Raw genomic sequence first — 25,838 nt, 5'->3', positions numbered from 1 at the left:
CATCCCGTCATTCGGCCATATATTAGAAATGCCTTACGCAGGACTTGCCATTTCAGCGCACGCGGGACGTCTTGAGGTAAATGTACTGCGTCGCTTAAGAGCCCACTATTTCCTTAAACGTAGTAAACAACTCGTTAACCCGGCCGAAAATTTTAACCTTTTCGACGCGTTCGGTTTGCTTTGCGGTGATGACGTAGCGCCTGCCGGCCCTATCTTCCTGCTTTCCCCCTCCAGCCTCGCAACTGCTCGACCCGTTAAGACTGTGATCGGAACGGAGGAATGGCGACGGTGGAGATGGGCAAAGTTCCAGACGCGCGTAATTGACGTTTACGCGAACGTCAATTATTTGTGATAGAAAGAATGCGGATTCTCCCGTGAGCCAAAGGCCCGGGGCGGAATTCACCGACGAGGATTTGGAGGAAGCTCGACCATGCCCGTGTACAAGGCCCCGGTAAACGATACGCTTTTCATTCTCAACGATGTGCTCGGCCTGGAACGCTACGGCAACCTGCCGGGCTTTGCCGATGCCACTCCGGACATGCTGGAAGCGATCATCGGAGAGGCCGCCAAGGTGGCCGAGGACGTGCTCTTTCCGCTCAATCTTTCCGGCGACCAGGAAGGCTGCACCCGCCACGACGACGGCACGGTTTCGGTGCCGAAGGGTTTCAAGCAGGCCTATGACCAGTATTGCCAGGCGGGCTGGATCGGCCTTGCCGTGCCGGAGGAATTTGGAGGCCAGGGGCTGCCCTATACGCTGCATGCCGCCGTCGGCGAATACATGTCGTCGGCCAACATGTCGCTGATGATGTATCCGGGCCTGACCCAGGGCGCGATCGCCGCGATCCTCGTGCATGGTTCCGACGAGCAGAAGAGGACATACCTGCCGAACATGGTTGCAGGTATCTGGTCGGGTACCATGAACCTCACCGAACCCCATTGCGGCACCGATCTCGGGCTTTTGCGTTCGAAGGCGGTGCCGCAGGCCGATGGCTCCTACAAGATTTCCGGCCAGAAGATCTTCATCTCGGCCGGCGAACACGGCATGACCGACAATATCGTCCATCTGGTGCTCGCCCGCATTGAAGGCGCGCCGGAGGGCACCAAGGGCATCTCGCTCTTCATCGTGCCGAAGTTCATGGTCAATGCCGATGGATCGCTGGGCAAGCGCAACGGCGCTACCTGCGGTGCGATCGAACACAAGATGGGCATCCACGGCAACTCCACCTGCGTCATGAACTATGACGACGCGACCGGTTACCTGATTGGCGCCGAAAACAAAGGCCTGGCGGCCATGTTCGTGATGATGAACGAGGCGCGCCTCGGCGTCGGACTGCAGGGCCTGTCGATCGCCGAGACGGCTTACCAGAACGCCGTCGCTTATGCCCGCGAGCGCATTCAGGGCCGCTCGCTCTCCGGTACCAAGGCGCCGGATAAAAAGGCCGATCCGATCATCGTCCACCCCGATATCCGCCGCTCGCTGATGACCATTCGCGCCTTCAACGAGGCCGGCCGCGCCTTCCTGCTGTGGACGGCGCTGAAATCCGACATCGCCCACCGCTCGCCGGATGCGGCGGAACGCCAGAACGCCGACGATCTCCTCGGCCTCGCGACCCCGATCCTCAAGGGGGTGATGACCGACAAGGGCTTCGAGCATGCCGTGATGGCCCAGCAGGTGTTTGGCGGCCATGGCTATATCGAGGAACACGGCATGAGCCAGTATGTCCGCGATGCCCGCATCACCATGATCTACGAAGGCGCCAACGGCATCCAGGCGCTCGACCTCGTCGGCCGCAAGCTGGCGCTGAACGGCGGCCGCGCCGTGATGGCGATGTTCAAGGAGATCGGCGATTTCTGCGAGGAAAACCGCGCCGACGAGAATATGGCTCCTTTCACCAAGGGTCTCAAGAAGGGCTTGAACGACCTGCAGGCCTCCACCATGTGGTTCATGCAGAACGCCATGGCCAAGCCCGACAATGCCGGCGCCGGCTCGACCGACTATATGCACCTCTTCGGGATCGTGACGCTCGGCTACATGTGGGCCAAGATCGCCAAGGCGGCCCAGACCGGACTTACCGCCGGCGACGCCCGCACCGACTACCTGAAGAACAAGCTGGTGACGGCGAAGTTCTTCATGGAAAAGATCATGCCGGAAACCGCGATGCGCAAAGTCCGCATCGAAGCCGGCGCCGACAGCGTGATGGAACTCGCCGCCGACGCGTTTTGATTGCTAGAGACGGGGAAAAGTTATACACGGATATAACTTTCCTATGGAGGCAGAAATGGCATCCTCGACTTTGCGAAACGTTGGCGGCTCGGTGATGATGGCGATCCCGAAGCCGGTGCTGGAAGAGCTCGGCCTATCGGCCAATACGAAGCTGGAGGTTTCGGCCGAAGGCGGACGGATCGTGGCATCGCCGCAAACCCGGCCGAAATACACTCTGGATGAGCTTCTCGCCCAGTGCGATCTGGATGCGCCATTTACGGAGGAGGATTTGGAATGGCTTAACGATCCGCCCGTTGGTCGGGAGATCATCTGATGGAGCGTGGCGACATCTGGCATGTGGATCTGGAGCCAATAAAGGGACGCGAACAGGCGGGCTCTCGCTACGCGTTGATCGTCACTCAGAAGAGCTTCAACAATGTCGGAACGCCCGTCATCGTGCCGATCACCACCGGTGGGCAGTTTGCCCGTTTTCAAGGGTTTGCGGTTTCCTTGTCTGGTGCTGGCACCCGGAGTTCGGGCGTTGTCCTGTGCAACCAGTTGCGGGCGGTCGATCTGAAAGCTCGTGGCGCCCGCTTTGTGGAGCGGGTTCCCGACTTCATCATGGATGAAGTTTTGGCTCGGATCAGTACGTTTTTCGAATAGCAGATCAGCGAAGAAATGACGGCGCCCAGCGCCACCCAGGGAGATGACACCATGACCGAAGTCTTCATTTACGACCACGTCCGCACGCCGCGCGGTCGCGGCAAGAAGGATGGGGCGCTGCACGAGGTGCCGTCCGTGCGCCTCGCGGCCAAGACGCTGGAAGCGATCCGCGACCGCAACGGCCTCGACACGTCTCATGTCGACGACATCATCATGGGCTGCGTCGATCCGGTCATGGATGCCGGCGCCGTCATCCCCAAGGCCGCTGCCTTCGAGGCCGGATATTCCACCAGGGCGCCCGGCATGCAGATTTCCCGTTTCTGCTCCTCGGGCCTCGATGCGGTCAATCTTGCGGCCGGCAAAATCGCGGCCGGTTCCGACGACATCGTCATTGCCGGCGGCGTCGAGAGCATGTCGCGGGTCGGCATGGGCATGTCCGGCGGCTCCTGGTACATGGACCCGTCGGTCAATTTCCCGGCTTTCTTCATGCCGCAGGGCGTCTCGGCCGACCTGATCGCCACGAAATACGGTTTTTCCCGCGACGACGTCGACGCCTATGCCGTCGAGAGCCAGAGGCGCGCGGCCAGCGCCTGGGACGCCGGCTACTTCAAGAACTCGGTCATTCCAGTCAAGGACCAGAACGGCCTGACCATCCTCGACCGCGACGAGCACATGCGGCCGACCACCGATATGCAGTCGCTGGCCTCGCTCAACCCGTCGTTTCAGATGCCGGGCGAGATGGGCGGTTTCGAAGCGGTCGGCATCCAGGCCCACCCGGAAATCGAGCGGATCAATTACGTCCACCACGCCGGCAATTCGTCGGGGATCGTCGACGGCGCCGCGGCCGTGCTGGTCGGCTCGAAAGCCGGCGGCGAAGCCATGAACCTGAAACCCCGAGCCCGCATCCGCCACTTCGCCAATATCGGCTCCGATCCGGCGCTGATGCTGACCGGCCCGGTCGACGTCACCGAAAAGCTGCTGGCTCGCTCGGGCATGAAGATCTCCGATATCGACCTCTTCGAGCTCAACGAAGCCTTCGCCGCCGTGGTGCTGCGCTACATGCAGGCCTTCGAGATCGGCCACGACAGGATCAACGTCAACGGCGGCGCCATCGCCATGGGCCACCCGCTCGGCGCCACCGGCGCGATGATCCTGGGCACCGTCCTGGACGAATTGGAACGCCGCGATCTCAACACCGCGCTGGTCACGCTCTGCATCGGCGCCGGCATGGGCACCGCGACGATTATCGAGAGAGTTTGAGGGGAAACCCCCTCATCCGCCTGCCGGCACCTTCTCCCCGAGGGGAGAAGAGGGATTGCCGCAACGCCTCCGATCCTCCTCTCCCCTTGGGGAGAGGGTGGCCGAGCGAAGCGGAGGCCGGGTGAGGGGGCGGTTCGGCACGCCACAGAAATTTCAGGGAAGAGGAAATCCCATCATGAGCACCTACAAGAACTTCACCGTCGAAACCGACGCGGACGGCATTGCTCTCGTCACCTGGGACATGCCCGACAAATCGATGAACGTCTTCACCATGGAAGTGATGGACGAGATCGAGGCGATCGTCGATGCGACGGTTGCGGATGCGGCCGTCAAGGGCGTCGTCTTTACATCCGGCAAGTCGTCGTTCTCCGGCGGCGCCGATCTCACCATGATCAAGTCGATGTTCTCGATGCTCGCCGAGGAGCAGGCCAGGGATCCGGCGACCGCCGCTCAAAAACTGTTCGATGCCGCCGGCCGCATGTCGTGGCTGTGGCGCAAGGTCGAGTTGAACGGCAAACCGTGGGTCTCGGCGATCAACGGCACCTGCATGGGCGGCGCGTTCGAGCTGTCGCTCGCCTGCCACGGCCGCGTCGCCGCCAATTCCAAGTCGGTGAAGATAGCGCTGCCGGAAGTCAAGGTCGGCATCTTCCCGGGCGCCGGCGGCACCCAGCGCGTGCCGCGTCTGGCCAATGCCCAGGACGCCCTGCAGATGATGACGACGGGCTCGTCGCTGACCGCCCAGCGCGCCAAGGCCATGGGCCTCGTGCACCAGGTCGTCGAGCCCGCCGAGCTCATCAACGCCGCCAAGCAGATGATCAAGGACGGCCTGAAACCCGTCGCCCCCTGGGACGAAAAGGGTTTCAAGGTCCCCGGCGGCGGCATCTGGACGCCGGCTGCCGCGCAGCTCTGGCCGGCCGCCCCCGCCATCCTGCGCCGCGAAAGCGCCGGCAATTATCCGGGGGCGCTCGCCATTCTGAAATGCGTCTATGAAGGCCTGCAGCTTCCCTTCGATACGGGCCTCAAGGTCGAGCAGCGGTATTTCACCGAGATCCTGCGCACCACCGAAGCGTTCTCGATGATCCGCTCGCTGTTCGTCTCGATGCAGGAGCTCGGCAAGGGCGCCCGCCGCCCGGCCGGCCAGCCCAAGACCGAATTCTCCAAGATCGGCGTCGTTGGCGCCGGCTTCATGGGCGCCTCGATTGCCTATGTGACGGCCGCCGCCGGCATTCCCGTCACCCTCATCGACCAGACCCAAGAGGCCGCCGACAAGGGCAAGGCCCATTCGGAAAAGCTGGTGGCGGACCAGGTGGGCAAGGGCCGGATGACCAAGGAGGAGGGCGAAAAGCTGCTGTCGCTGATCACCCCGACGCCGGATTACCAGGCGCTTTCCGACGCAAGCCTCGTCGTCGAGGCGGTGTTCGAGGATCGTGCTGTCAAGAAGGCAGTCATCGAGGCGGTCGAAGCGGTCATCCCGCAAACCACCATTTTTGCCTCCAACACCTCCACCCTGCCGATCACCGGCCTTGCCGAGAATTCGAAGCGCGCCGACCAGTTCATCGGCGTGCATTTCTTCTCGCCGGTCGAAAAGATGATGCTGACCGAGGTCATCCTCGGCGAAAAATCGGGAGACAAGGCGCTGGCCGTGGCGCTCGATTTCGTCGCCGCGATCAAGAAGACCCCGATCGTCGTCAACGATACACGCGGCTTTTATGTCAACCGCTGCGTCTTCCGCTATATCAACGAAGCCTATGACATGCTGACCGAAGGCGTGCCGGCGGCGATGATCGAGAATGCCGCAAAGATGGCCGGCATGCCGGTCGGCCCGCTGTCGCTCAACGACGAAGTCGCCGTCGACCTGTCCCAGAAGATCATGAAGGCCTCGATCGCCGATCTCGGCCCCAATGCCGTCAAGCCGGAGCACATGGCGCTTGTCGACCAGATGGTCGACGTGTTCGACCGCCGCGGCCGCAAGAATTCCAAGGGCTTTTACGAATATCCGGCGAAGCCCGCCAAGAAATTCCTCTGGCCCGAGCTAAAAACCCTCTACCCGCAGAAAAAGGCCTCGGAGGTGGATGTCGCTGTCCTGAAACAGCGCCTGCTGGTGACGATCGCGCTCGAAGCCGCCCGCACCGTCGAGGAAGGCATCGTCACCGATCCGCGCGAAGCCGACGTCGGCTCCATCCTCGGCTTCGGCTTCGCCCCCTATACCGGCGGCACCCTCTCCTACATCGACGGCATGGGCGTGAAGACCTTTGTTGCGCTCTGCGAAAAGCTGGCAGCAAGTTATGGCCCCCACTTCAAGCCGACGCCGCTGTTGAAAGATATGGCGGCGAAGGGCGAGACGTTTTATGGGCGGTTTGACCCGTATGCGAAGGTGGGGGGAGGCGGCGTGAGGCCGCGACAAACATTTCAAGGACAGGCTGGACCGGGCCGTGCTGGTCGTATGGAACGGCTGCGGCATGTCTGAGAAACCAAGTACCCAATGCTCGTCGTTGACGGCTGCGTGGATACATTAGGCGCACTCTTTAGCGAAGATCGACCCCCGTGCGCCTTTCGTGTCGATAGGAGGAGAAACCGTGCTCATGGCCTATCATGGCTCTCACGGTAGGGGCTTCTGGCCGCCATGTCCTAGCCGACCGGGGTTCTCATTGCCGTGTCCCACGCCGGCTCGAGAGATTATCGCTTTGCTCCAGATGTATCGATCTTCTCGGCAAGCCAGATCTTGATCAGCGACTGGTATGGGACATCACGCTTGCCAGCGGCAACCTTGATCTGTTCCAGAAGCGAGTTGGGCAGGCGCAATGAGATCGACGTGGATGACGGCTTCAGGTTCGGCAATCGCACGTTCGCGGCTTTGCTCCAGTCGACATGATCAGCGGAATCATGGTGTTCCCAATAGGTCCGCTCTTCGGCTTCCGTACTGAAGTGCGGGACGGGATCAGGCTTTCTGCTCATAATAGCTCCGCTCCTTCCGGCTCATATCCCGGGCGGAAATCACCCGGATTCTCGTTTCGTTTGCCCGAAGCGTGAAGGTGATATGGAGCAACCTTCCGTCATCGGTCCGACCGAGCGCATGAATGCGCTGCTCGGTAAAGCTATGTCTCAGATCGGGTACCATCAGCAGCGGCTCGTTAAAGAACACCTGCTCAGCTTCGCTCTGGCTGACGTCGTGTTTGTCGGCACTCTTGCGGACATTTCCTTCGTCCCACTCGAATCCGACAATCCGTTCCCAATCGATCATTGATGTATATTGCCATAATATACGCGGGGTTCAAGGCAGGAGGAATGATGAAGGAGGAAAATGCTTTTCCAAACCGGCCCTTCCAGCGCAGCTGCGGCTCAACCGCGGTATCAAAGTCGGCAGACCTCCTTGATCGCCACGTCGTCTCCACCGCGTCCTCGCGGCTTGCTTTTACTGACATTGAGCGTGCCTTCCTTGCCCCGGCTTCTGGCGGTTCGCAATAGGCAAGCAGCCGCCCTTTCTCATCATGTTGACCGCCGCGCCAAGGCCGGATGTCGCGCCGATCTACAACCGTCAGATCGCGATGTTGAACGGAAGGCTGAAGCCATGGGCTCCTTCCACCCAAACCGGAAGGAACTCCTGCGGCCGGGCGATGACGGCGATCTCGCCATCAAAAAGCCCGTTCCGGCTGCCCCCATTCCGGCAGCGGCTACCAAAGCCACCTCCGCAAGTTCATCCCATCGCTCCGCTTCCCCAATCCCGTTTTTCCTTCTATCTTCCCTGGCATTCGTCAAGTTCAGGTTGCAGGAGGGGTCATGTTTGAAGAGGTAAAATATCGTCTGGGTGGCTTGCTGGTCCTGGTTGTTGGGGCGGCCGTGGGTTGGTCGGCCATATGGCAGCCGCTTCAGCAGGCGGAGTTGGGCGCCGACACCGTCGCGTGGATGCCGCGCGTCGTCGTTCTGCTGGCGGTCTGCGCGGTTTTCGGTCTCTATTTTCTGTTCACCGGCAACCGTTATCCCTATCGCGATGTCGAGCGCAGCACGTTGACGACGACGGGGTGGGTTTTGTTTGCGATCACGGCCGTGGCTGCGGTCGGGGGTTTCTTCTGGATGGACATGACGTTGAAGTCGCTTGGCTACCACTGATCGCGCGCTAGGCCCCCGGTGCTTGTCATCCGGCGGCCACTCCCCGATCTTGGCAACGCAACGAGCGATAGCTGCGATCTGGATCGGCAGTTCGCCAACCGGGAACGCCCATGGACCTTGCCACCGAAGCCCTCGCCTTTATCGATCCCGCGGATTGGGCCTCCTGGCTCTCCGCCCACCACGCACCTCGTCCGGCGTCTGGCTACAGATCGGCAAGAAGAACCCGAAGCGGACCCTGATCAGCATCGACGAGGCGCTGGATGTGGCGCTCTGCCATGGCTGGATCGACAGCCAGCGCAAGGGCTTCGACGCCACCTCCTATCTGCAGCGGTATTCGCCGCGCCGCGCCAAAAGCCCGTGGTCGAAGCTCAATGTCGATCGGGTGGCGGCGCTGACGCAGGCCGGGCGGATGCGGCCGGCGGGGCTGGCAGAAGTCGAGGCGGCCAAGGCCGACGGACGCTGGGCGGTCGCCTATGCGCCGCAGCGCGAGGCCGGCCTGCCGGACGACCTGGTGGCGGCGCTCGCTGAAAATGCCGCCGCCGCGGCGGCCTTCGAAAAGCTCGACAAGACCGGCCAATATGCGGTCGTCCTGCCGCTCCTCAAAGCTACGACCCCGAAAATTCGCGCCGCGCGGTTCGAAAAGGCGGTCGCGAAGCTGGAAAAACTTGAATAGGCGGCACAGCGGCGATTCAAAAAAGAACCTATCACCTTGTCTAGGAAATGAGGCCTCTTGGTCCACTTTGGGGTCGGAAAGTCCGCTACTAGCATACGCGGCGTTCATCCAATGCCTCAAAAGGCTTGGCCACATACAGAAGATCACAGCGGCTCGGCGAAAAGCGTGGAAGTCCATCAGAACCTACCGTTCGCATCAGAATTTATCACCGCTGTATATTTTAGGGGTATCGCTGGCGATAGATCTAAGGTGACACCGCGACGCCATAGATTGATAAACAGTGCAATTTATGCCAGTAATACATTATGGCTATATCACGAGGTGAAAAACTAAGGGCGCTTTTGGATGCGTGGGTCCCCGGAATGGTGGCGACCAGCGCCTGGCTCAAAGGCATGGGCGTATCGCCTCAACACGCCCAACAGTACGTCTCCAGCCATTGGCTCGAACCGGTGGCAATGGGCGTGTTCCGGCGGCCCAGCGAGACCCCGACCTGGGAAGGTGCCCTCTACAGTCTGCAAACCCAGCTCGATCTGCAGGTCCATGTCGGCGCCCTGAGCGCACTCGCATCGGAGGGGTCGGCCCATTACATGCGGCTGGGTCGCGAAACCGTCTTCCTTTTTTCCAAGACGGGCGGCGTTCTGCCCGGCTGGTTAAAGACCCATGATTGGGGTGTCGATCTTCGGCATACACAAACACAATTCCTGCCCGCCCATCTCGGTGTCCGGGACACCGAGATGGGCGGGTTCAGGCTGAAAGCCTCGACAGCCGAGCGCGCCATCCTCGAATGTCTGCACCTGGCACCGAAGACGGTCGATCTGATTGAGACCTTTGAGGTGCTGGAGGGCCTTCGAACGTTGCGCCCCGCTCTGATGCAGTCGCTGCTGGAAGCCTGCGCCTCCATCAAGGTCAAACGTCTTTTCCTCTTCATGGCGGACAAGGCTTCCCTGCCGGTTCTCTCTCATCTGCACACCGACGCGCTTGACTTGGGGACCGGAGACCGAGCGATGGTGAAGGGCGGCGTCTATATCGCCAAACATCGCCTGATCGTGCCCAAGGAACTGGCCGTCCATGAATGAGGCATACAGACACCAAGTGCGGTTGCTGCTGGATGTCCTTCCCCTCGTTGCCGAGGAGAAGGTGTTCGCTCTCAAAGGCGGAACGGCGATCAATCTCTTCGAGCGTGATCTTCCCAGGCTCTCCGTCGACATTGACCTCACCTATTTGCCATTCGACGCACGAGATGCCGCCTTGGCCGCGATCTCCGAAGCGCTGCAGCGGATCAGGGCCCGCATCGAGAAGACCGTCGCCAAGACCCGGGTCACGCTCGTCGTCCAGCCAGGCGGCCTCGAAGCCAAGCTGCACTGCCAGCGTGGCCGCGTTCAGATCAAGATCGAAGTCAATCCAACGCTTCGCGGTCATCTCATGCCGACGCGGCTCATGTCCTGTACGGCCCGCGTGCAGGACGAGTTTGAAATGTTCGTGGAGGCCCCCGTCGTTTCCCACGGCGAACTGTTCGGCGGGAAGATCTGCGCCGCGCTCGACCGCCAGCATCCTCGCGACCTGTTCGATGTGTACCTGCTTCTCGACGCCGAAGGTATCACCGACGAGGTCAGGTTCGGCTTTCTCGCCGCCCTGATCGGCCATGGGCGTCCGATCAACGAACTGCTCAAACCCAGACCCAAGGATCGTCGGGAGGCCTTCACGGGCCAGTTCGCCGGCATGGCCTTCACCGATTTTAGCTACGACGATCATGAGGCGACGCTCGCGCGCCTCACGGACGCGATCGCTGCGGCGCTGACTCCCGACGACAAGGCTTTCCTTCTCGGCTTCAAGGACGCCGAGCCGGACTGGTCGCTATTCCCCCTCGCCGAGGCCGTCGATCTCCCTGCGGTCCAATGGAAGCTGGACAATCTGGCGACACTGAAATCCGACAATCCCGCCAAACACATGCAAAGCCTCCAAGCGCTCAAGGCCAAACTTGATTAGCCTGACGCATCGATCGCTGCGCAGCTATCGGACCCCATCACTCCCTCGCGAGAGCAAGACGCACACCAATGCGAGCGCCGAGCTGCCCACCCGTCATCCCAAGAGCGTTGCGTATCGCTCGCACCCATCCTTTCGGTGGTGCCTTGAATCGGTCAATCGGTTGGAGCGCCCGAAGCCTTTCATGAAGCGCAGACGCCCTCTTTTTCGACCATCGTTTTTCATCCTGTCTCTCAGACCATAGGCTGATCTCAGTGAGACAATTATCAGGATACAGGCTGATTCTCCAACTCACTAATCAACCTGTAGGCACTGACTCAGCAACGCAAACTCAACTTATAGCGAAGACCAGAAAAGTACCTTCGCCCGTTTCAGTAGAAGCCGTTGAGCTTGAGGATCTTGTGAGCTTTTTGGCCGCCCCGAGCGTGTCTAAATTTAGGCCCAAGAGCGTCTAGAACAGTGGCGCTACTTCTCGTACCCGGTCGCCCGTGCGAAACGCACACCTACGCCGCCCCCATTCTCCGGAATGAATTCAATTCCAGCGCCTTCCAGAACGCTTTTGATTTTATGAAGTGTGGCGGCGCGTAACTCTTCGCCCCTTTCGAGACGAGTGATGGTCTGCGTTGAAACTTTCGCTGCGTTCGCCAAATCCAGCACTCCCCAATCAAGTGCGACGCGGGCCAACTTGCACTGGATTCCCCTCATATCACCATGCCATAGTGATTTTGATTGCGCATAGTCGTTTGAGCCTGTATCTTGTTTCGCAGTAGCGGCTGCATGGATGTTGGTACCACCCCTGCAGCCTAACCAAATCTAGCTGTATGGAGCTTGGATCATGGCTGATTCTGAGAATAGCAGAACTTTGCCTGCAATCACCCGCCGAAAACTATTGTTTGCCGGATGGCTCTCCCCTGTGACCTGCCGGCCGGCGGCCAGGCGTCTGCGTCGCTGTAACAGCCGCGGGTTCGGGGGAGGGAGCCAAGCGGCAGGGCGTGTGGTCGCTCGCACGATTCACCTATCGTTACACACACGCGCTCTGTCGCAGGTGCCGCCATAGAACGGCTCTCCCCTGCTGCCCACGAAGGCAACTGCGTTCGGAGCTGCGGCGCCTCAGCGAACCGAGCTTTCCGGACCGCGGGCGATCCTGACGGATCTTGTTATGACCGGAGGTATTTCCATGGCTTGTTTCGGCGATAGGAGCGCCACCCTCGATACAACATGCCGAACGTTCCTGGCCGCGGCTGCTGCGTCGATAGCGGCGACGCCAGCGGTTGGCAAGTCTGCGAGGGGAGGGGATGGGACCGATCACGTCGATCCGGTGGTCTCGCTGTGGAGAGACTGGCTGGCAGCCCACAGATTGTGCAGTGAGGCTTGCCGTCGTCAGCAGAAGCTCGAAACCGAGATGCTTCGTCAGCTTGGCAGCTTCCCACGTGTGAAAATCGGCTTCTCCGAGGGCGACGGTTTCATGTGGGCCTACACCACGGAAGAGATCGATCGCCTTCTCCCGAACCCCGATCAGGCGGAGACACGACGAGCGGCCCGAGCGGAGCTTGCGGCACGCCGTGCCGACTGGAATACGGTTGACGCTTGGATCGGTTACTCCAGCGCCAAGAAGGCGGAGGCGGAAATTGCAGAGGTCGAGGACGCCTTGGCAAAGGAGCTTTGGAACACCTCATCTCGATCCGTCGCCGGCATCGCTGCAAAGCTGCACTGTGTGCTGGAGACAGAGGACCCCGGCTCGGGCCTGGAGGAAGCGCCGTGGCCGGAGCTCAGAACCATTCTTTCTGATCTGATGCAGATTTGCGGGAGCCTGCATCCGGGGTGAGCTGCTGACAAAGGGCGTGAATATTCGTGTCGGGCGAAATGAGAAATTGACCCCCTGGAGGTGCGGACGTCTCTTCGAGGAAGAGGATAAAGAACCCTACCTGCCCGGGTTGACCTGAAACAAGTCAACGGGTTGCCGAAACGCCGGAAATCCCGCGAGTTCATCCAGCATTTCACGACCTATCTAGGCTTCTGAAAGCCTGCGACCTTTCTTCCTGCCGCCGGGCCAGGCCTGCAGAGGTTTCCTTGCGGAAGCGCATCGCGCAAAGCCAGGTTGCCACGGCGCTTTTCCGCCCTGTATCAGCCTTGGCGGTGCGCGTCAGCGGGAGGTGCTGTCGGGCATGAAGCGGCTCGGCGGCGAGGGCGAATGATCGCCCCGATGCCGGTCGGTTCCAGGCGCGACCGTCCGCCCGTCACGCCTTGTCGAGCGCGATCGTCAGGTCGGCGATCAGGTCGTCGGGGTGCTCGATGCCGATCGACAGGCGGATGGTCGAATCGAGCACGCCGATCCTCTGGCGCACCTCGGCGGGCACGCCGGAATGGGTCATGGTCGCCGGGTGGCTGGCAAGCGATTCCGTTCCCCCGAGGCTCACCGCCAGCTTGAAGATCTGCAGCGCGTTCAAAAACCGAAACGAGGCCGGCTGGCCGCCCCTGATGTCGAAGGAGAAGGTCGAGCCGCCGCCGCTGCATTGCGCCGCAAACACTTGGCCCACCGGCGATGCCGGGTCGTGATAGGGCAGGTAGTGGATGTTCTCGACATTCGGGTGCCCACGCAGGAAATCGGCGACGGCGAGCGCGTTGGTATTGGCCTTTTCCATGCGGATCGACAGCGTTTCGAGGCTGCGGCCGAGCATCCAACAGGAATGCGGGTCGAGCTGGGTGCCGATCGCCCCGCGCAGCGCCTTCACCTGTTTCATCACCGCCTTGGAGCCGAGTGCGGCGCCGGCGATCAGGTCCGAATGACCGCCGACATATTTGGTCAGCGAATAGAGCGAGATATCCGCTCCATGCTCGATCGGCCGCTGGAAGACCGGGCCGAGCAGCGTGTTGTCGCAGGCGATCACCGGGCGGTGCCCCTGTTTTTCGCCGATCGCCTCCGCCACCCGCCGGATCATCGCCACGTCCACCAGGCTGTTGGTGGGGTTCGCCGGCGTCTCGATCAGGATCACCGAAACGCGGCCCTTGCCCATCGCCTCCTCGGCCGCCGCCGTCACCGACTGTTCGTTGACCCCGTCCGCAAACCCGACCGCCGCAACGCCCATGTTGAGGAAGGTTTTCGAAAGCAGCGTTTCGGTGCCGCCATAAAGCGGCTGCGAATGCAGCACGCTGTCGCCGGGGCGCACGAACGCCATCAGCGTCGTGGCGATCGCCGACATGCCGGAGGAAAACAGCACGCAGCTCTCGGTGCGCTCATAGACCGCCAGCCGGTCCTCGACGATCTCGCTGTTGGGATGGTTGAAGCGCGAATAGACAAGCCCCGCCCCGGTGCCCGCCGGCGGTTCGCGGCGCCCGGAGACGAAGTCGAAGAAGTCGCGGCCCTCCTCGGCGGATTTGAAAACGAAGGTGGAGGTGAGGAAGACCGGCGGCTTCACGGCACCTTCGGAAAGCTCCGGGTCGTAGCCGTAGTTCAGCATCTGCGTTTCGGGATGGAGCTTGTGATTGCCGATATGCGTCTTGGAGGGATGCGGGGCGGTCATGGTCGGTCTCCTGGCGTGAAAAAAGCGGATGCCATGACCGGAGATAATATCGGAAAAACCGCCGCCAAGGGGCGTTATCTGCGAAAGCCGGGTTGCTCAGCGCGCCGGTGGCACAGCCGGAGGCGCAGCGGGTACTGCCGGCTCTCCCCAGGCCGAGATCGGCTGTCCGCCCCTGGTCGTCACGCGCATGTCGTAGAGCGCAAGCGAGGCCTCGACCTGGCGCATGTCGGAGCAGCGGTTGATGATGCCGCCGATATATTGCACGCAGTCGCTGACATTGCCCTGTACCGAGCCGGTCGCCCAGTCCTTGACCATGCCGTCGGCGCCGACCAGGAAATAGGAAAGCCGGTTGTTCTGCGACACGGTCGAGCGGCCGACCAGCCCACCGAAGCTCGAACCGGACTCGGTGCGCGCGGCAGGCGCGATATGCCGGTAGACCGTCATCCCGTTTTTCAGCGGCGTCCCGCCGATCATCGGCCCGAACGTCGCGTCGGAGCCGGAAAGCCGGGCCAGGGTCGACTGATTGACATTCGCCACCTCGGCATAGGGACGGCCCATCGCATAGCTGGTGAAGGAGCGGTTGGCGGCATTTTCCGCTTTTTCCGCTACCTGCGAGCACCCCGCCAGAGCCAAGCCGAACGCCATCGAAAGAACTGCCAGCAGACGCATAGATGTCCCCCTGTCACGTGTCCCGGGCCGAAGATACGACCGGTTTCCGGTCAATGTGCGAATATGCCGGCGCCCCCGCGACCGGTCGTTAGTCATTATCAGATTTTGCATGTTTTGAAAGCGCCGCGGGCGCGGGCGTCGGACCTGCATTCAGCGCCGGAAACCTCTGGTTTCCGGCCGGCAAAGTCCAGATCTGCCGTTGACCCGCGCGCCTGGAGGAGGCTATCACTGCTCGCGTCAATAAAGGGAGGATGCCCGCGAACCTGTCGGGCATCATGATCAGAATGCCACGCCTTTCCGCCTCCACCGAACTTCCCGCAGATGTCGCAGCACCCGGTTACGACAGAGCCCTGCTGAAGCCCGGCATCCTGCATATCGGCCTCGGCGCGTTCCACCGGGCCCATCAGGCGGTCTATACCGACGCCGCATTGACAGCGGAGTTCGGTGACTGGGGGATTGTCGGCGTCAGCTTACGTTCGGTCGATATTGTTCGGGATCTGGCGGCACAGGATGGGTTATATTCGGTCGTCGCCAGCAGCGCTGCCGGAGATAGGGCTCAGGTCGTCGGCTCGGTCACCAAGGGCCTTTCCGGCACCGAGGACCAGGCGGAAATCCTCGCCCTGCTGGCTGATCCGGCCATCCGGATCGTCACTATCACCGTCACCGAAAAGGCCTATGGCATCGATCCGGTATCCGGAGGGCTTGACCGCACCCACCCGTCGGTCAAGGCCGATCTTGCCGATCCGACATCGCCGACCGGCGTGATCGGTTATCTGGTCGAAGGTTTTTCGCGCCGCCACGCCGCCGGCTTGCCGCCCTTCACCGTGCTTTGCTGCGACAACCTGCCGACCAACGGCCGCATCGTCCGCAAACTGGTGATCGAGATGGCGGGTGCCCGCGATCCGGCGCTCGCCAGCTGGATCGCCGGCCATGGCGCGTTTCCGTCCAGCATGGTCGACCGCATCGTGCCGGCCGCGACCGACGTGACCCGTGCCCTTGCGGAAGAGCTGATCGGCGCCGAGGACAGGCTGGCGCTCAGCACCGAACCCTTCATGCAATGGGTGGTCGAAGACCATTTTCTCGCCGGCCGGCCGAAATGGGAAGCCGGCGGGGCGCTTTTCGTCGACGACGTCGAGCCTTATGAAAAGATGAAGCTGCGGCTGCTCAACGGCTCACATTCGCTGGTCGCCTATCTCGGCCAGCTGAAAGACCTCACCTTCGTCCGCGACGTCATGGCCGTGCCGGAATACCGGGCACTGGTCCGCCGCCACATGGCGGAGGCGGTGAAGACGCTCGATCCGGTGCCGGGCATCGATCTCGACGGTTATATGGACCAGCTGATCGAGCGCTTCGAGAACCCGACGATCGCCCACAAGACGCAGCAGATCGCCATGGATGGTACCCAGAAACTGCCGCAGCGTATTTTCGCAGGTGCAGTGGAAGCCTTGGCGAATGGTGGAGATGCGTCGTCTGCAGCTTACGTTGTGGCGCTCTGGATCGCCTATGTTCGCAAGACCGCGGAGATCAACGATCCGCGCGCGACCGAGCTGAAGGTTGCCGCCGCGGGGATGACGGCGGACGATCCGTCGGCACCCTTCTTCGCAATTGCGGGCCTGTTCCCCCCGGCTCTCACGGAGAATAGCGCATGGCGTGCGCGGGTGAATGCGGAGCTTGAGAAACTCTAGCCTCGAAACGTGTAGTCGGCGATCGATTGCGGTTTCATCTCGATCGAGAAGCCGGGCCGCACCGGTGGCATATAGGCCGCGTTTTCGATGATGCAGGGCTCGACGAAATGCTCATGCAGATGATCGACATATTCGATCACGCGGCCTTCCTTGGTGCCGGAAACGGCGATGTAGTCGATCATCGACAGATGCTGCACATATTCGCAGAGACCGACGCCGCCGGCATGCGGCCAGACGGGAAGACCGTATTTCGCGGCGACCAGCAGCACCGCCAGCACCTCGTTCAGCCCGCCCATGCGGCATGAATCGATCTGGACGATGTCGATCGCGCCTTCGGCGATGAACTGCTTGAACATGATGCGGTTCTGGCACATTTCGCCGGTCGCGACCTTTACGGGACCGATCGCCTCGCGGATTTTTCGGTGGCCGGCAATGTCGTCGGGGCTGGTCGGCTCCTCGATGAAGAAGGGCTTCGCAAAGGCGAGTTTGTTGACCCAGTCGATCGCCTGGCCGACTTCCCAGACCTGGTTGGCATCGATCATCAGATAGCGGTCGGGACCGATTACCTCACGGGCGATGGTCAGGCGCCTGATATCGTCTTCGAGATCGCGGCCGACCTTCATCTTCACATGGTTGAAGCCTGCGTCGACGGCTTGCTTGCAGAGCCGGCGGAGCTTCTCTTCCGGATAACCGAGCCAACCGGCCGATGTCGTGTAGCAGGCATAACCCTCGCGCTTCAGCACCTCGATGCGCTCAGCCTTGCCCGCTTCGGCGCGTTTCAGGATCGCCAGAGCATCCTCGCGCGACAGCACGTCGGTCAGGTAGCGATAGTCGACAATATCGGCGATCTCTTCGGCCGACATCTCCGCAACCAGCTGCCAGACCGGCTTGCCCTTCTGCTTGGCGAGAAGATCCCAGAAGGCGTTGACGACCGCGCCGGTGGCGAGGTGGATGGCGCCTTTGTCCGGCCCGATCCAGCGCAGCTGGCTGTCGCTGGTCAGGTGCCGCCAGAACTTTCCGGGCGCCTTGGCGAAGGTTTCGAGTTCCTGTCCGACGACCAGATGCCGCATCGCCTTGATCGCCATGCAGCAGATGTCGTTGCCCCGCCCGATCGTGAAGGTCAGGCCGTGGCCGGCAAGATCTCCGCTATCGCTATCGAGGATGACATAGGCCGCCGAATAATCCGGGTCCGGGTTCATCGCGTCGGAGCCGTCAAGGCTCTGCGATGTGGGGAAACGAAGATCGAAGACGCGGAGATCGGTGATGCGGGTCATGGTTCTCTCGTATTGCCTCAGATGGTCCAGCCGCCGTCGATGGCGTAAGCCTGGCCTGACGTATAGGTGGCGCCGGCGAGATAGAGGGCGAGCTCGGCGATTTCTTCCGGGGTGCCGAGCCGGCCCATCGGCTGGCGGGCGATGAAAGCGGCGCGGGCCTCGTCGTAATTGCCCTGGGCCCGCATGCGGTCCTGCAGCGAAGGGCTTTCGACTGTGCCGGGGCAGATGGCGTTGCAGCGGATGCCCTCGGTCACATAATCGGCGGCGACGGATTTGGTGAGCCCGATCACGGCGGCCTTGGTGACGCCATAGGCGAAGCGGTTCGGCACGCCCTTGATGCTGGAAGCGACGGACGACATGTTGATGATCGCGCCGTCCTTCTTCGCAAGCATGCCAGGCAGCACGGCCCGGATGGTACGGATCATCGCCCTGACGTTGAGGTCGAGTGCGAAATCGAAATCGCTGTCCTTCATCTCCAGAATCGAGCCCCCATGGACGAAGCCGGCGCAGTTGAAGAGGATGTCGACCGTGCCGATGCGCTCGACACAGGCGACGATCGCCGCGTTGTCGAGCACGTCGAGCCTTGCCGTCTTCAGATTGTCGAGTTTCGGCAACGCAGCCAGCAGGCTTTCGTTGATATCGGTCGCATGGACCGTCGCGCCGGCTTCTGCAAAGGCGAGCGCCGCTGCCCGGCCGATGCCCTGGCCTGCGGCGGTCACGAATGCGGTTTTTCCATCAAGTCTGATCGTCATGTCTTATCCTCGAATTATCCGGCCGGCCGTCAGTCTGATTGAGGAAATCCTCAATCATGATGAAAGACCTCTTCCATCATCGCCCACCACTCACCTTGCTTGCGGCTATCGAGCGGCTTTTGGCAAGGGATGGTGAAAGACCACCATTCCTGATTTTTAGGGTCGGCGGCTATTTTCGCCATGTCGGCATCGAAATCGCTACCATGGTATTCCCAGGTGCCGAACAGCAGGTTTTCCGGTTCGCGCAGAAAGATCGTGTAGTTCCTGATGTTGGCGCGGCTGATGAGGGCGAGCACTTCCGGCCAGACGGCCGCGTGCAGGCGCTTGTATTCCGCGATCATCTGCGGCTCTATGCCGATCACCATGCCCATTCGCTGCATCATCGCCTCCTTCAGACTTCCACCAGCGCCTTGACGACGCCTGCCGCCGGATCGGTCAGTCCCGAAAAACGTTCCGGCACCTCCGACAGCATCATTCTATGAGTGATCAGGGCCGCGGGAATCTTGCCTTCCCTCATGGCCTGCATCACCCGCTCGAAATCCACGGCCGTCGCATTGCGGCTGCCGAGCAGCGTCGTCTCGCGCTTGTGGAATTCCGGATCGGAGAAGGTGATGTCGCTGGAAACGATCGAGACCAGGACGTAGGTGCCGCCATGGGCGACGAAACCGAAGCCGCGTTCGATTGCTTTCGGATTGCCTGTCGCATCGAAGACGGCATCGAAAAAGTCGCCACCGGTCAGCGCCGAAAGCTGCGCGTGGTCGTCCGGACCGAGTTGAACCGTGGATGTGAGCCCAAGCTGGTCGCGGGCGAAATCCAGCCTGTCCGCACGGCCGTCGAGAAGCGTCACCGTTCCGCCCTCGAGTGTCGCGAAGATTGCGACCGCCAGTCCGATCGGACCGGCGCCGGTGACCAAAATGCTCTGTCCCGGCTCGATCCTGGCGCGGGCGACCGCATGGGCGCCGATCGCCAGGAACTCCACCATCGCCGCCTGATCGAGCGAGAGGCCCTCGGCCTTCAACACGAATTCTTCCGGCAGGCTCAGATATTCGGTCATGCCGCCGTCGCGATGGACCCCGAGCACGCCGAGGTTACGGCAGCAATTGGTCCGGCCCTTGAGGCAGGCATGGCAGTGGCCGCAGGAGATGTAGGGCATGATCGAGACGACATCGCCGGCCTCGAGCAGGCTACCGGTCGGCGCTTCTTCGACCGTACCGGCGAGTTCATGGCCCATGACGCGCGGATAGGAGAGATAGGGCTGGTTGCCGGTGAAGATATGCAGGTCGGTACCGCAGACGCCGATGCGCCGCAGCTTGACCAGCACCTCGCCGTCACCGCGAAGAGGCTTGGGACGGTCGATGGCGCTGAGCTTTCCCGGTGCATCGCAGATGATCGTCAACATAATTTTACGCTCCGAGCCGATAGAAACGCTGGGCACTGCCGCCGAAGACCTCGCCATGAGCGTCGGCGGGCACGATATCGAGGCATTGATCCAGCCAGGCTTGGTAATCTCCGGCAAGCCTCAGCACCGGCCAATCGCTGCCCCAGATGATCCGCTCGGGGCCGAACAGGTCGAATATGGTTTCGGCATAAGGCCGCACCGCCTGGGGTTTCTGGTCGCCGGCCTCGGTCAGCAGGCCGGAAAGCTTGCAATGAACGTTCGGCAGTTCGGCGAGCACTTTCATGCGCGCATACCAGTCGATGAAACGGCCCTCAGAGATCGGCGGTTTGGCACCGTGGTCGATCACGATCGGCAGATCGGAGTGTCGCCGGGCGAAACCAAGCAGCGGTTCGAGATGGCGCGGCAGCACAAGTGCATCGAAGACCAGATGGTGTTCGACCATCGCTGCCACGGCTGCATCGAGCGCAGGGTCGCCGATCCAGTGGTCGTCGGCGATATCCTGCAGCATCGGCCGCAGCCCTTTGAGCTTCGGATGCCGGGCCAGCCGGGCAATGGCTGCCGGCGCGCCGGGCGCCTTCATATCGGTCCAGCCGACCACGCCGAGGATGAAGGGCGTTCTGTCGGCGACATCGAGCAGGAACGCCGTGTCCGCCTCGCTCTCCATGGTCTGCACCAGCACCGTGCCGTCGACGCCGGCGGCCTCAAGAAGCGGGCGCATGTCGTCGGGCAGGAAGTCCCGGTAAATTGCCTGAAGCTCGGCCGGCGGCCATTGACCCACCCGGTCGGCAATCCGCCAGAAATGCTGATGCGCGTCGATCCGCATGGTTCAGCCCCCCTGACTGGGCAGCGGTGCGCCATCGGCGATCAGCCCGCGGGCTTTCAGGCGTGACCAGAAGGAGGCGGGGATCTCTTCTCCGAACCAGTCGACATTCGACTTGATCTGTTCGGCGGTGCGTGCGCCGGAGACGACCGTCACCACGGCTGGATGGGCGAGGGGGAATTGCAATGCCGCCGCCTGCAGGCTGACGCCCTCTTCCTCGCAGGCCGCGCGCAACACGTCGACGCGGGCGAGAATATCGGCAGGAGCGTCAGTATAATTGAATTTGCGGTTGCCGGCGAGCAGGCCGGAATTGAACGGTCCGGCCACCACGATGCCGACGCCCTGGCTGGCGCAGTCGTCCATGAACGAGAGGCTCTGCTGTTCGAGCAGCGTATAACGGCCGGCGAGCATGGCGACGTCGATATCGAAGACCTGCATCGCGTCGCGGATGATCTCCCATTCGTTGACGCCGAGACCGACCGCCTTGGTAAGCCCTTCCTCACGCAGCTTCTTCAGCGCGCGAAATCCGCCGCCGGCGGTGAGCTGGTACCAGTAGTGCTGATGCCGGTCGCCATGGGTCATGCTGCCGATATCGTGGATGTAGAGGATATCGGGCTTGAGGATGCCGAGCCGCTGCTGGCTTGCCTCGAAGGACCACATGATGCCGTCGTAGCTGTAGTCGAAGACCGGCCGGAAAGGTAGCGGCTCGACATATCCGTCTTCCTGCGAGCCGACCGTCTCGTCCGGCTGCATGAGCCGGCCGACCTTGGTGCTGAGCACGAAGTCGCCGCGGGGCAGGTCCGTCAGCATGGTGCCGAGCCGCCGTTCGGAGCGCGTGTATCCGTAGAAGGGCGCCGTATCGTAATAGCGGATACCCGCCTCCCAGGCAGCTCCAAAGGTGCCGGCCGCTTCTTCGTAAGAGGTCTTGTGGTAGAGACTGCCCATCTGCGCGCAGCCGAGCCCCATTTGGGTTAATTCGACGGAGGCGTGGGGCAGTTTGCGGCGCTCAGTGACATTCATGAGATCGTCCGAAGTCCTTTGGGAATAGGATCACGGACGCGCATCATTCGCGATGCGCGCCCGCTGGGGGTAAGGTTAGTAGAGAACGTTCTTGGCTTCCGGCTTGTCGATATTGTCCTTGGTGACGACGACGACACCGGTATCGACGAACTTTTCGACCTTCTCCTTGTTGATCGACTGGAGCACGGTCTTGACGCCGAGTTCACCCATCTGGAATGAACCCTGCACCGCGATGGCGGTGAGCGTGCCGTCCTTGACGAACTCCTGCAGGTCCTGGTTTCCGTCAAACCCGATCGCGACCACCTTGCCGGCCTTGCCGGACTGTTTCAGCGCGCGGCCCATGCCGATCGCCGTCGGCTCGTTGGCGCCGAAGATGCCCTTGAGGTCGGAATTGGCGGCAAGCACGTCGGTCGTCTGGTTGAGCGCGGTCGCCATCTGGGACTGCGAGTAGAACGGCCCGACGATGGTCAGCTTCGAGTTCGCCTTGATGTAGTCGGTAAATCCGCCGACGCGGCCGATTTCCGAACCGGCACCCGCGACGTAGGACATCACGGCGATCTTGCCTTCCTTGCCGACCTTGTCGATCAGTGCCTTGGCGGCAAGCTCGCCGGCCTTCTTGTTATCGGTGGCGAGGAACGACTGGTAATACTGCTCGGATCCCTTGGCGAGCAGCGAGTCGACGATGACGACCGGAATGCGGGCTTCCCAGGCCTTCTTGACGGCCGGAACCAGCGCGTCCGGATCGGACGGTGCCAGCACGATGCCGGAAACCTTGCGGTTGACGGCGTTCTCGACCATGTTGACCTGGTCGGCGATCGCGGATTCCGCAGCCGGTCCCTGGAAAGTCATGGTGTTGCTGCCCCCGCCGGCCTTCATGGCGGCATCGGCGCCCTTCTGGACATTCTGCCAGAAGGTGGAATTGACGGTCTTCACGATAACGGCGATTTCGCCAGCCTGAGCCGAGAACGCGGTCAGTGCGATCACGGATGTCAGCAGTGCGGCAGCAAGCTTTTTCATGTCTTCCTCCTCTTTTCGTTGGCCTGAAACGGCCGGTTTTTTAGAGAGCTCCTCACTCCCATGAAGTCTCGCGGGTAAAGGTCCGCGTGCCCTTATCTCAGCGGCGGTTGCGCAACTGGTCGATCCATACGGTGACCAGGATGACGAGGCCGATGATGATCTGCTGCGTGAAGGCGGAGACGCCGTTCATGTTGAGGCCGTTGCGAAGGATGCCGATCACGAAGGCGCCGATCGCGGTTCCGGAAATGGTGCCGACGCCGCCGATCAGCGAGGTGCCGCCGATGACGGCGCTGGCGATCGCGTCGAGCTCGTACATCACGCCTTCGTTCGGCTGGGCGGTGACGAGGCGCGACATCAGCACGCAGCCGGTCAGGCCGGCGAGCGTGCCGGAGAGAACATAGGTGAAGCTGACGATGCGGGTGACGTTGACGCCGGAAAGCCGCGCCGCATCGGCGTTCGAGCCGACCGCATAGATATGCCGGCCAAGCACCGAGCGGTTGAGCATGTAGGAGACGGCAATCGCGATCGCGATCATCAGGATGACCGGATAGGGGATGCCGGGAAAAACGATGGTCGGAAAACCGTCGGCGCCGATGTTGACGACCCGGAAGAGCGAGCCGTTGCCGAGCTCGCCGAAGGATTCGCCAAGCCCCGAGACGGCCCGCGCCCCGGTGATCTGCAACGCCACGCCGCGGGCGATCATCATCATGCCGAGCGTGGCGATGAACGGCGGCAGCTTCATCTTGGTGACGAGAATGGCGTTGATCAAACCACAGGCCGAGCCGGTGAGAATGCCGCAGATCATGCCGAGCCAGACAGGCGTTCCCAGATCCTTGACCACCAGCGCCGCGACCACCCCGGAAAGCGCCAGCACCGAGCCGACCGACAGGTCGATGCCGCCGGTGATGATGACGCAGGTGGCGCCGATGCCGAGAAAGGCGATCGAGGTCACCTGCAGCGCCACCGTCATGCCGTTGTCGATGGTGAAGAAGGCGCTGCTGGTCGCCGAAAAGACGCCAATCAGCACGAACAGGCTGCCGAGCGCGGCGAATTTCTGGATGATATCCTTCTGGCGGTCGCTGAACGTGCCGCTCTTCTGTTTCGCAACTTCGATAATTTCAGCCATGTTATGCCCTCATCCTGCCGACCGAGCGTAGCCGGAGGCGTATCGCATGATCTCTTCCTGGTCGGTTTTCGCAGTCTCCAGCACGCCGGTGATGCGGCCCTGGTGGAAGACGGCGACGCGGTCGGTCATGCCGAGAATTTCCGGAAGCTCGGAACTGATCAGCACGACGCCGATGCCGTTTGCCGCAAGCTCGTCCATGATCCGGTAGATCGCGAGCTTGGCGCCCACGTCGATACCCCGGGTCGGTTCGTCGAAGAACAGTATTCTCGACTTCCGGAACAGCCACTTGCCGATGATGATCTTCTGCTGGTTGCCGCCCGAAAGCAGCCGCACCGGCTGCTTGATCGAGGGCGTCCGGATGTTCAGGAGATCGATATATTCTTTCGTCGCCCGGGCATGTTTGGCAAAGTCGATCAGCCCGAAACGGTTCGAGACCGCTTCCATGTTGGCGAGCGTCATGTTGGCGTCGACCGGCATCTTGACCGCCAGCCCCTGCGCCTTCCGGTCCTCGGACAGATAGGCGATGCCGGCGGCGATCGCGTCGCGCGGCGAGGTGATGGTGAGCGTATGGCCATGCAGGGTGACCGTGCCGGTATCGAGCGGATCGGCGCCGAAGACGGCGCGCGCTACTTCCGTGCGTCCGGCGCCCATCAGGCCGGCAAAGCCGAGGATCTCGCCGCGGCGCAGCGTGAAGGAAATGTCGCGGAAGACGCCGGCGCGCGAAAGGCCTTGCGCCGAGAAGATGACCTCGTCGCTCGGAACCGAGGTCCGCTCCGGAAACTTCTCCTCCAGCGACCGGCCGACCATTTTCGAGACGATCGCGTCGATGCTGGTGGCTGCAAAATCGTCGGTCGAGATGTAGCGGCCGTCGCGCAGCACCGTGACGCGGTCGACGATCTCGGACATTTCGTCGAGCCTGTGCGAGATATAGACGATGCCGACGCCCGATGCCTTCAGGTCGCGAATGACCTTGAACAGCAGCCGCGTCTCCTGCTCGGTCAGCGACGAGGTCGGTTCGTCCATGATCAGCACTTCGGCGTCCAGCGACAGCGCCTTGGCGATCTCGACCATCTGGCACTGGGCGACGGACAGGCCCCGCACCGGACGATCCGGATTGATGTCGACCCCGAGCCGGTCGAGGCAGCGCTTGGCGTCGGCCCGCAGTTTCCTGCGGTCGACGAGAAAGCTTCCTCCGAGGAAACCACGGCGCGGCTCGCGGGCGAGATAGATGTTTTCCGCCACCGTCAGGTGGGGCACGAGGTTGAGTTCCTGGTGGATGATGGCGATGCCGGCGGCTTCGGATTCCCGCGTCGAGGAGAAATGCCGTTCCTCGCCCTTGTAGGTGATCGTGCCTGAACTCGGCTGGTAGACGCCGCTGACGATCTTCATCAGCGTCGATTTGCCGGCGCCGTTTTCGCCGCAGACCGCATGAACTTCACCGCGGCGGAGGTCGAAATGGACGTTGGCAAGCGCTTTGACGCCCGGGAAGTCCTTGCTGATATTGTCGAGGCGGAGCAGCGGCTGGTTCGTTGAAGCCAATGCGGCACGGCCCGGCGACATGGCGGCGCCATGCATAGTCTGCCCAAGCTCGGCCGGACGGTTTTCCACATTTGCCTCCCCGGGCCGGTCTGGCCCATTCGCCGGCGGCTCCTCCCTCCGGCGTTGA

At 62.0% G+C, this 25,838-nt stretch carries 24 protein-coding genes and 2 pseudogenes; 11 read left to right on the top strand and 15 right to left on the bottom strand.

Annotation, left to right across the window (positions count from 1 at the left end):
- Positions 1-430: 430 nt before the first annotated feature.
- The 5 genes and pseudogenes from ACZ9IU_RS28700 to ACZ9IU_RS28680 form a co-directional block, all read left to right on the top strand.
- Complete coding sequence (locus ACZ9IU_RS28700; RefSeq protein ID WP_040124485.1) at positions 431-2,224, top strand: acyl-CoA dehydrogenase C-terminal domain-containing protein; 1,794 nt, start codon at positions 431-433, stop codon at positions 2,222-2,224.
- Positions 2,225-2,279: 55 nt separating this feature from the next.
- Entirely contained in the window at positions 2,280-2,537 is a 258-nt protein-coding gene (locus ACZ9IU_RS28695; RefSeq protein WP_040125728.1) for an AbrB/MazE/SpoVT family DNA-binding domain-containing protein, read from the top strand.
- A complete protein-coding gene (locus ACZ9IU_RS28690) occupies positions 2,537-2,866 on the top strand; it encodes a type II toxin-antitoxin system PemK/MazF family toxin (RefSeq protein WP_040124486.1) in 330 nt (109 codons plus the stop codon). The genes ACZ9IU_RS28695 and ACZ9IU_RS28690 overlap by 1 nt, the downstream gene beginning before the upstream one ends.
- A 51-nt stretch (positions 2,867-2,917) precedes the next feature.
- Complete coding sequence (locus ACZ9IU_RS28685; RefSeq protein ID WP_040125729.1) at positions 2,918-4,126, top strand: acetyl-CoA C-acetyltransferase; 1,209 nt, start codon at positions 2,918-2,920, stop codon at positions 4,124-4,126.
- Positions 4,127-4,301: 175 nt separating this feature from the next.
- Positions 4,302-6,494: pseudogene (locus tag ACZ9IU_RS28680) on the top strand (3-hydroxyacyl-CoA dehydrogenase NAD-binding domain-containing protein); the annotation flags it as partial.
- A 308-nt stretch (positions 6,495-6,802) separates the two neighbouring features.
- Here the strand turns inward: ACZ9IU_RS28680 and ACZ9IU_RS28675 are convergent.
- Both ACZ9IU_RS28675 and ACZ9IU_RS28670 read right to left on the bottom strand, forming a co-directional pair.
- Entirely contained in the window at positions 6,803-7,081 is a 279-nt protein-coding gene (locus tag ACZ9IU_RS28675; protein WP_040124488.1) for a BrnA antitoxin family protein, read from the bottom strand.
- Positions 7,065-7,367, bottom strand: a complete 303-nt coding sequence (locus ACZ9IU_RS28670) for a BrnT family toxin (protein WP_040124490.1) — start codon at positions 7,365-7,367, stop codon at positions 7,065-7,067. Before ACZ9IU_RS28670 ends, ACZ9IU_RS28675 begins: the two co-directional genes overlap by 17 nt.
- Before the next feature lie 536 nt (positions 7,368-7,903).
- Between ACZ9IU_RS28670 and ACZ9IU_RS28665 the strand changes: the two genes are divergently transcribed.
- The 4 genes from ACZ9IU_RS28665 to ACZ9IU_RS28650 all read left to right on the top strand — a co-directional run bounded on the left by ACZ9IU_RS28665 (position 7,904) and on the right by ACZ9IU_RS28650 (position 10,892).
- Positions 7,904-8,233 carry a hypothetical protein gene (locus ACZ9IU_RS28665; protein WP_040124492.1) on the top strand — a complete coding sequence of 110 codons (330 nt, stop codon included), beginning with the start codon at positions 7,904-7,906 and terminating at the stop codon, positions 8,231-8,233.
- 154 nt (positions 8,234-8,387) lie between these two features.
- The gene (locus ACZ9IU_RS28660) at positions 8,388-8,906 is read left to right on the top strand and encodes a YdeI/OmpD-associated family protein (RefSeq protein WP_498957832.1); all 519 of its coding nucleotides are present in this window, start codon (positions 8,388-8,390) and stop codon (positions 8,904-8,906) included.
- Between the two features lie 305 nt (positions 8,907-9,211).
- A complete protein-coding gene (locus ACZ9IU_RS28655) occupies positions 9,212-9,982 on the top strand; it encodes a type IV toxin-antitoxin system AbiEi family antitoxin (protein WP_040124493.1) in 771 nt (256 codons plus the stop codon).
- Positions 9,975-10,892, top strand: coding sequence for a nucleotidyl transferase AbiEii/AbiGii toxin family protein (locus ACZ9IU_RS28650; protein WP_040124495.1), 918 nt, complete (start codon positions 9,975-9,977; stop codon positions 10,890-10,892). Before ACZ9IU_RS28655 ends, ACZ9IU_RS28650 begins: the two co-directional genes overlap by 8 nt.
- A gap of 58 nt (positions 10,893-10,950) precedes the next feature.
- Here the strand turns inward: ACZ9IU_RS28650 and ACZ9IU_RS28645 are convergent.
- Positions 10,951-11,114 (bottom strand): annotated as a pseudogene (locus ACZ9IU_RS28645) (mobile mystery protein A); the annotation flags it as partial.
- A 240-nt stretch (positions 11,115-11,354) separates the two neighbouring features.
- Positions 11,355-11,594 (bottom strand): helix-turn-helix domain-containing protein, encoded by a 240-nt coding sequence (locus ACZ9IU_RS28640; RefSeq protein ID WP_040124497.1) that lies wholly within the window; start codon positions 11,592-11,594, stop codon positions 11,355-11,357.
- Between the two features lie 454 nt (positions 11,595-12,048).
- Here ACZ9IU_RS28640 and ACZ9IU_RS28635 point away from each other — a divergent pair, with 454 nt between their 5' ends.
- Positions 12,049-12,714, top strand: coding sequence for a hypothetical protein (locus ACZ9IU_RS28635; RefSeq protein ID WP_051900387.1), 666 nt, complete (start codon positions 12,049-12,051; stop codon positions 12,712-12,714).
- A 412-nt stretch (positions 12,715-13,126) separates the two neighbouring features.
- On the opposite strand, the gene ACZ9IU_RS28630 is transcribed toward ACZ9IU_RS28635, so the two are convergent.
- Positions 13,127-14,410: a cystathionine gamma-synthase family protein gene (locus ACZ9IU_RS28630; RefSeq protein WP_040124498.1), complete on the bottom strand. Its 1,284-nt coding sequence runs from the start codon at positions 14,408-14,410 to the stop codon at positions 13,127-13,129.
- 96 nt (positions 14,411-14,506) lie between these two features.
- Positions 14,507-15,079 carry a hypothetical protein gene (locus ACZ9IU_RS28625; RefSeq protein ID WP_040124499.1) on the bottom strand — a complete coding sequence of 191 codons (573 nt, stop codon included), beginning with the start codon at positions 15,077-15,079 and terminating at the stop codon, positions 14,507-14,509.
- 251 nt (positions 15,080-15,330) lie between these two features.
- Between ACZ9IU_RS28625 and ACZ9IU_RS28620 the strand changes: the two genes are divergently transcribed.
- A complete protein-coding gene (locus ACZ9IU_RS28620) occupies positions 15,331-16,764 on the top strand; it encodes a mannitol dehydrogenase family protein (RefSeq protein ID WP_244447604.1) in 1,434 nt (477 codons plus the stop codon).
- Here the strand turns inward: ACZ9IU_RS28620 and ACZ9IU_RS28615 are convergent.
- The 9 genes from ACZ9IU_RS28615 to ACZ9IU_RS28575 all read right to left on the bottom strand — a co-directional run bounded on the left by ACZ9IU_RS28615 (position 16,761) and on the right by ACZ9IU_RS28575 (position 25,747).
- Positions 16,761-18,038: an L-fuconate dehydratase gene (locus tag ACZ9IU_RS28615; RefSeq protein WP_040124501.1), complete on the bottom strand. Its 1,278-nt coding sequence runs from the start codon at positions 18,036-18,038 to the stop codon at positions 16,761-16,763. The genes ACZ9IU_RS28620 and ACZ9IU_RS28615 overlap by 4 nt on opposite strands.
- A gap of 17 nt (positions 18,039-18,055) precedes the next feature.
- Positions 18,056-18,790, bottom strand: a complete 735-nt coding sequence (locus ACZ9IU_RS28610) for an SDR family oxidoreductase (RefSeq protein ID WP_040124502.1) — start codon at positions 18,788-18,790, stop codon at positions 18,056-18,058.
- Positions 18,791-18,840: 50 nt separating this feature from the next.
- Entirely contained in the window at positions 18,841-19,170 is a 330-nt protein-coding gene (locus ACZ9IU_RS28605; RefSeq protein WP_040125732.1) for an L-rhamnose mutarotase, read from the bottom strand.
- 11 nt (positions 19,171-19,181) lie between these two features.
- Positions 19,182-20,189, bottom strand: coding sequence for a zinc-binding alcohol dehydrogenase family protein (locus ACZ9IU_RS28600; RefSeq protein WP_040124504.1), 1,008 nt, complete (start codon positions 20,187-20,189; stop codon positions 19,182-19,184).
- 4 nt (positions 20,190-20,193) lie between these two features.
- Positions 20,194-21,012 carry an amidohydrolase family protein gene (locus ACZ9IU_RS28595; protein ID WP_040124505.1) on the bottom strand — a complete coding sequence of 273 codons (819 nt, stop codon included), beginning with the start codon at positions 21,010-21,012 and terminating at the stop codon, positions 20,194-20,196.
- 3 nt (positions 21,013-21,015) lie between these two features.
- Complete coding sequence (locus ACZ9IU_RS28590) at positions 21,016-22,029, bottom strand: aldo/keto reductase (RefSeq protein WP_040124507.1); 1,014 nt, start codon at positions 22,027-22,029, stop codon at positions 21,016-21,018.
- Positions 22,030-22,104: 75 nt separating this feature from the next.
- Positions 22,105-23,046, bottom strand: a complete 942-nt coding sequence (locus ACZ9IU_RS28585; RefSeq protein WP_040124508.1) for an ABC transporter substrate-binding protein — start codon at positions 23,044-23,046, stop codon at positions 22,105-22,107.
- Positions 23,047-23,143: 97 nt separating this feature from the next.
- Entirely contained in the window at positions 23,144-24,172 is a 1,029-nt protein-coding gene (locus ACZ9IU_RS28580; RefSeq protein WP_040124509.1) for an ABC transporter permease, read from the bottom strand.
- Positions 24,173-24,181: 9 nt separating this feature from the next.
- The gene (locus ACZ9IU_RS28575; RefSeq protein WP_040124511.1) at positions 24,182-25,747 is read right to left on the bottom strand and encodes a sugar ABC transporter ATP-binding protein; all 1,566 of its coding nucleotides are present in this window, start codon (positions 25,745-25,747) and stop codon (positions 24,182-24,184) included.
- Positions 25,748-25,838 lie beyond the last annotated feature (91 nt).

It is taken from the genome of Mesorhizobium sp. USDA 4132, from assembly GCF_056279545.1.
The sequence above is the reverse complement of the archived record's forward strand: the minus strand, read 5'-3'. Positions and strand labels throughout refer to the sequence as shown.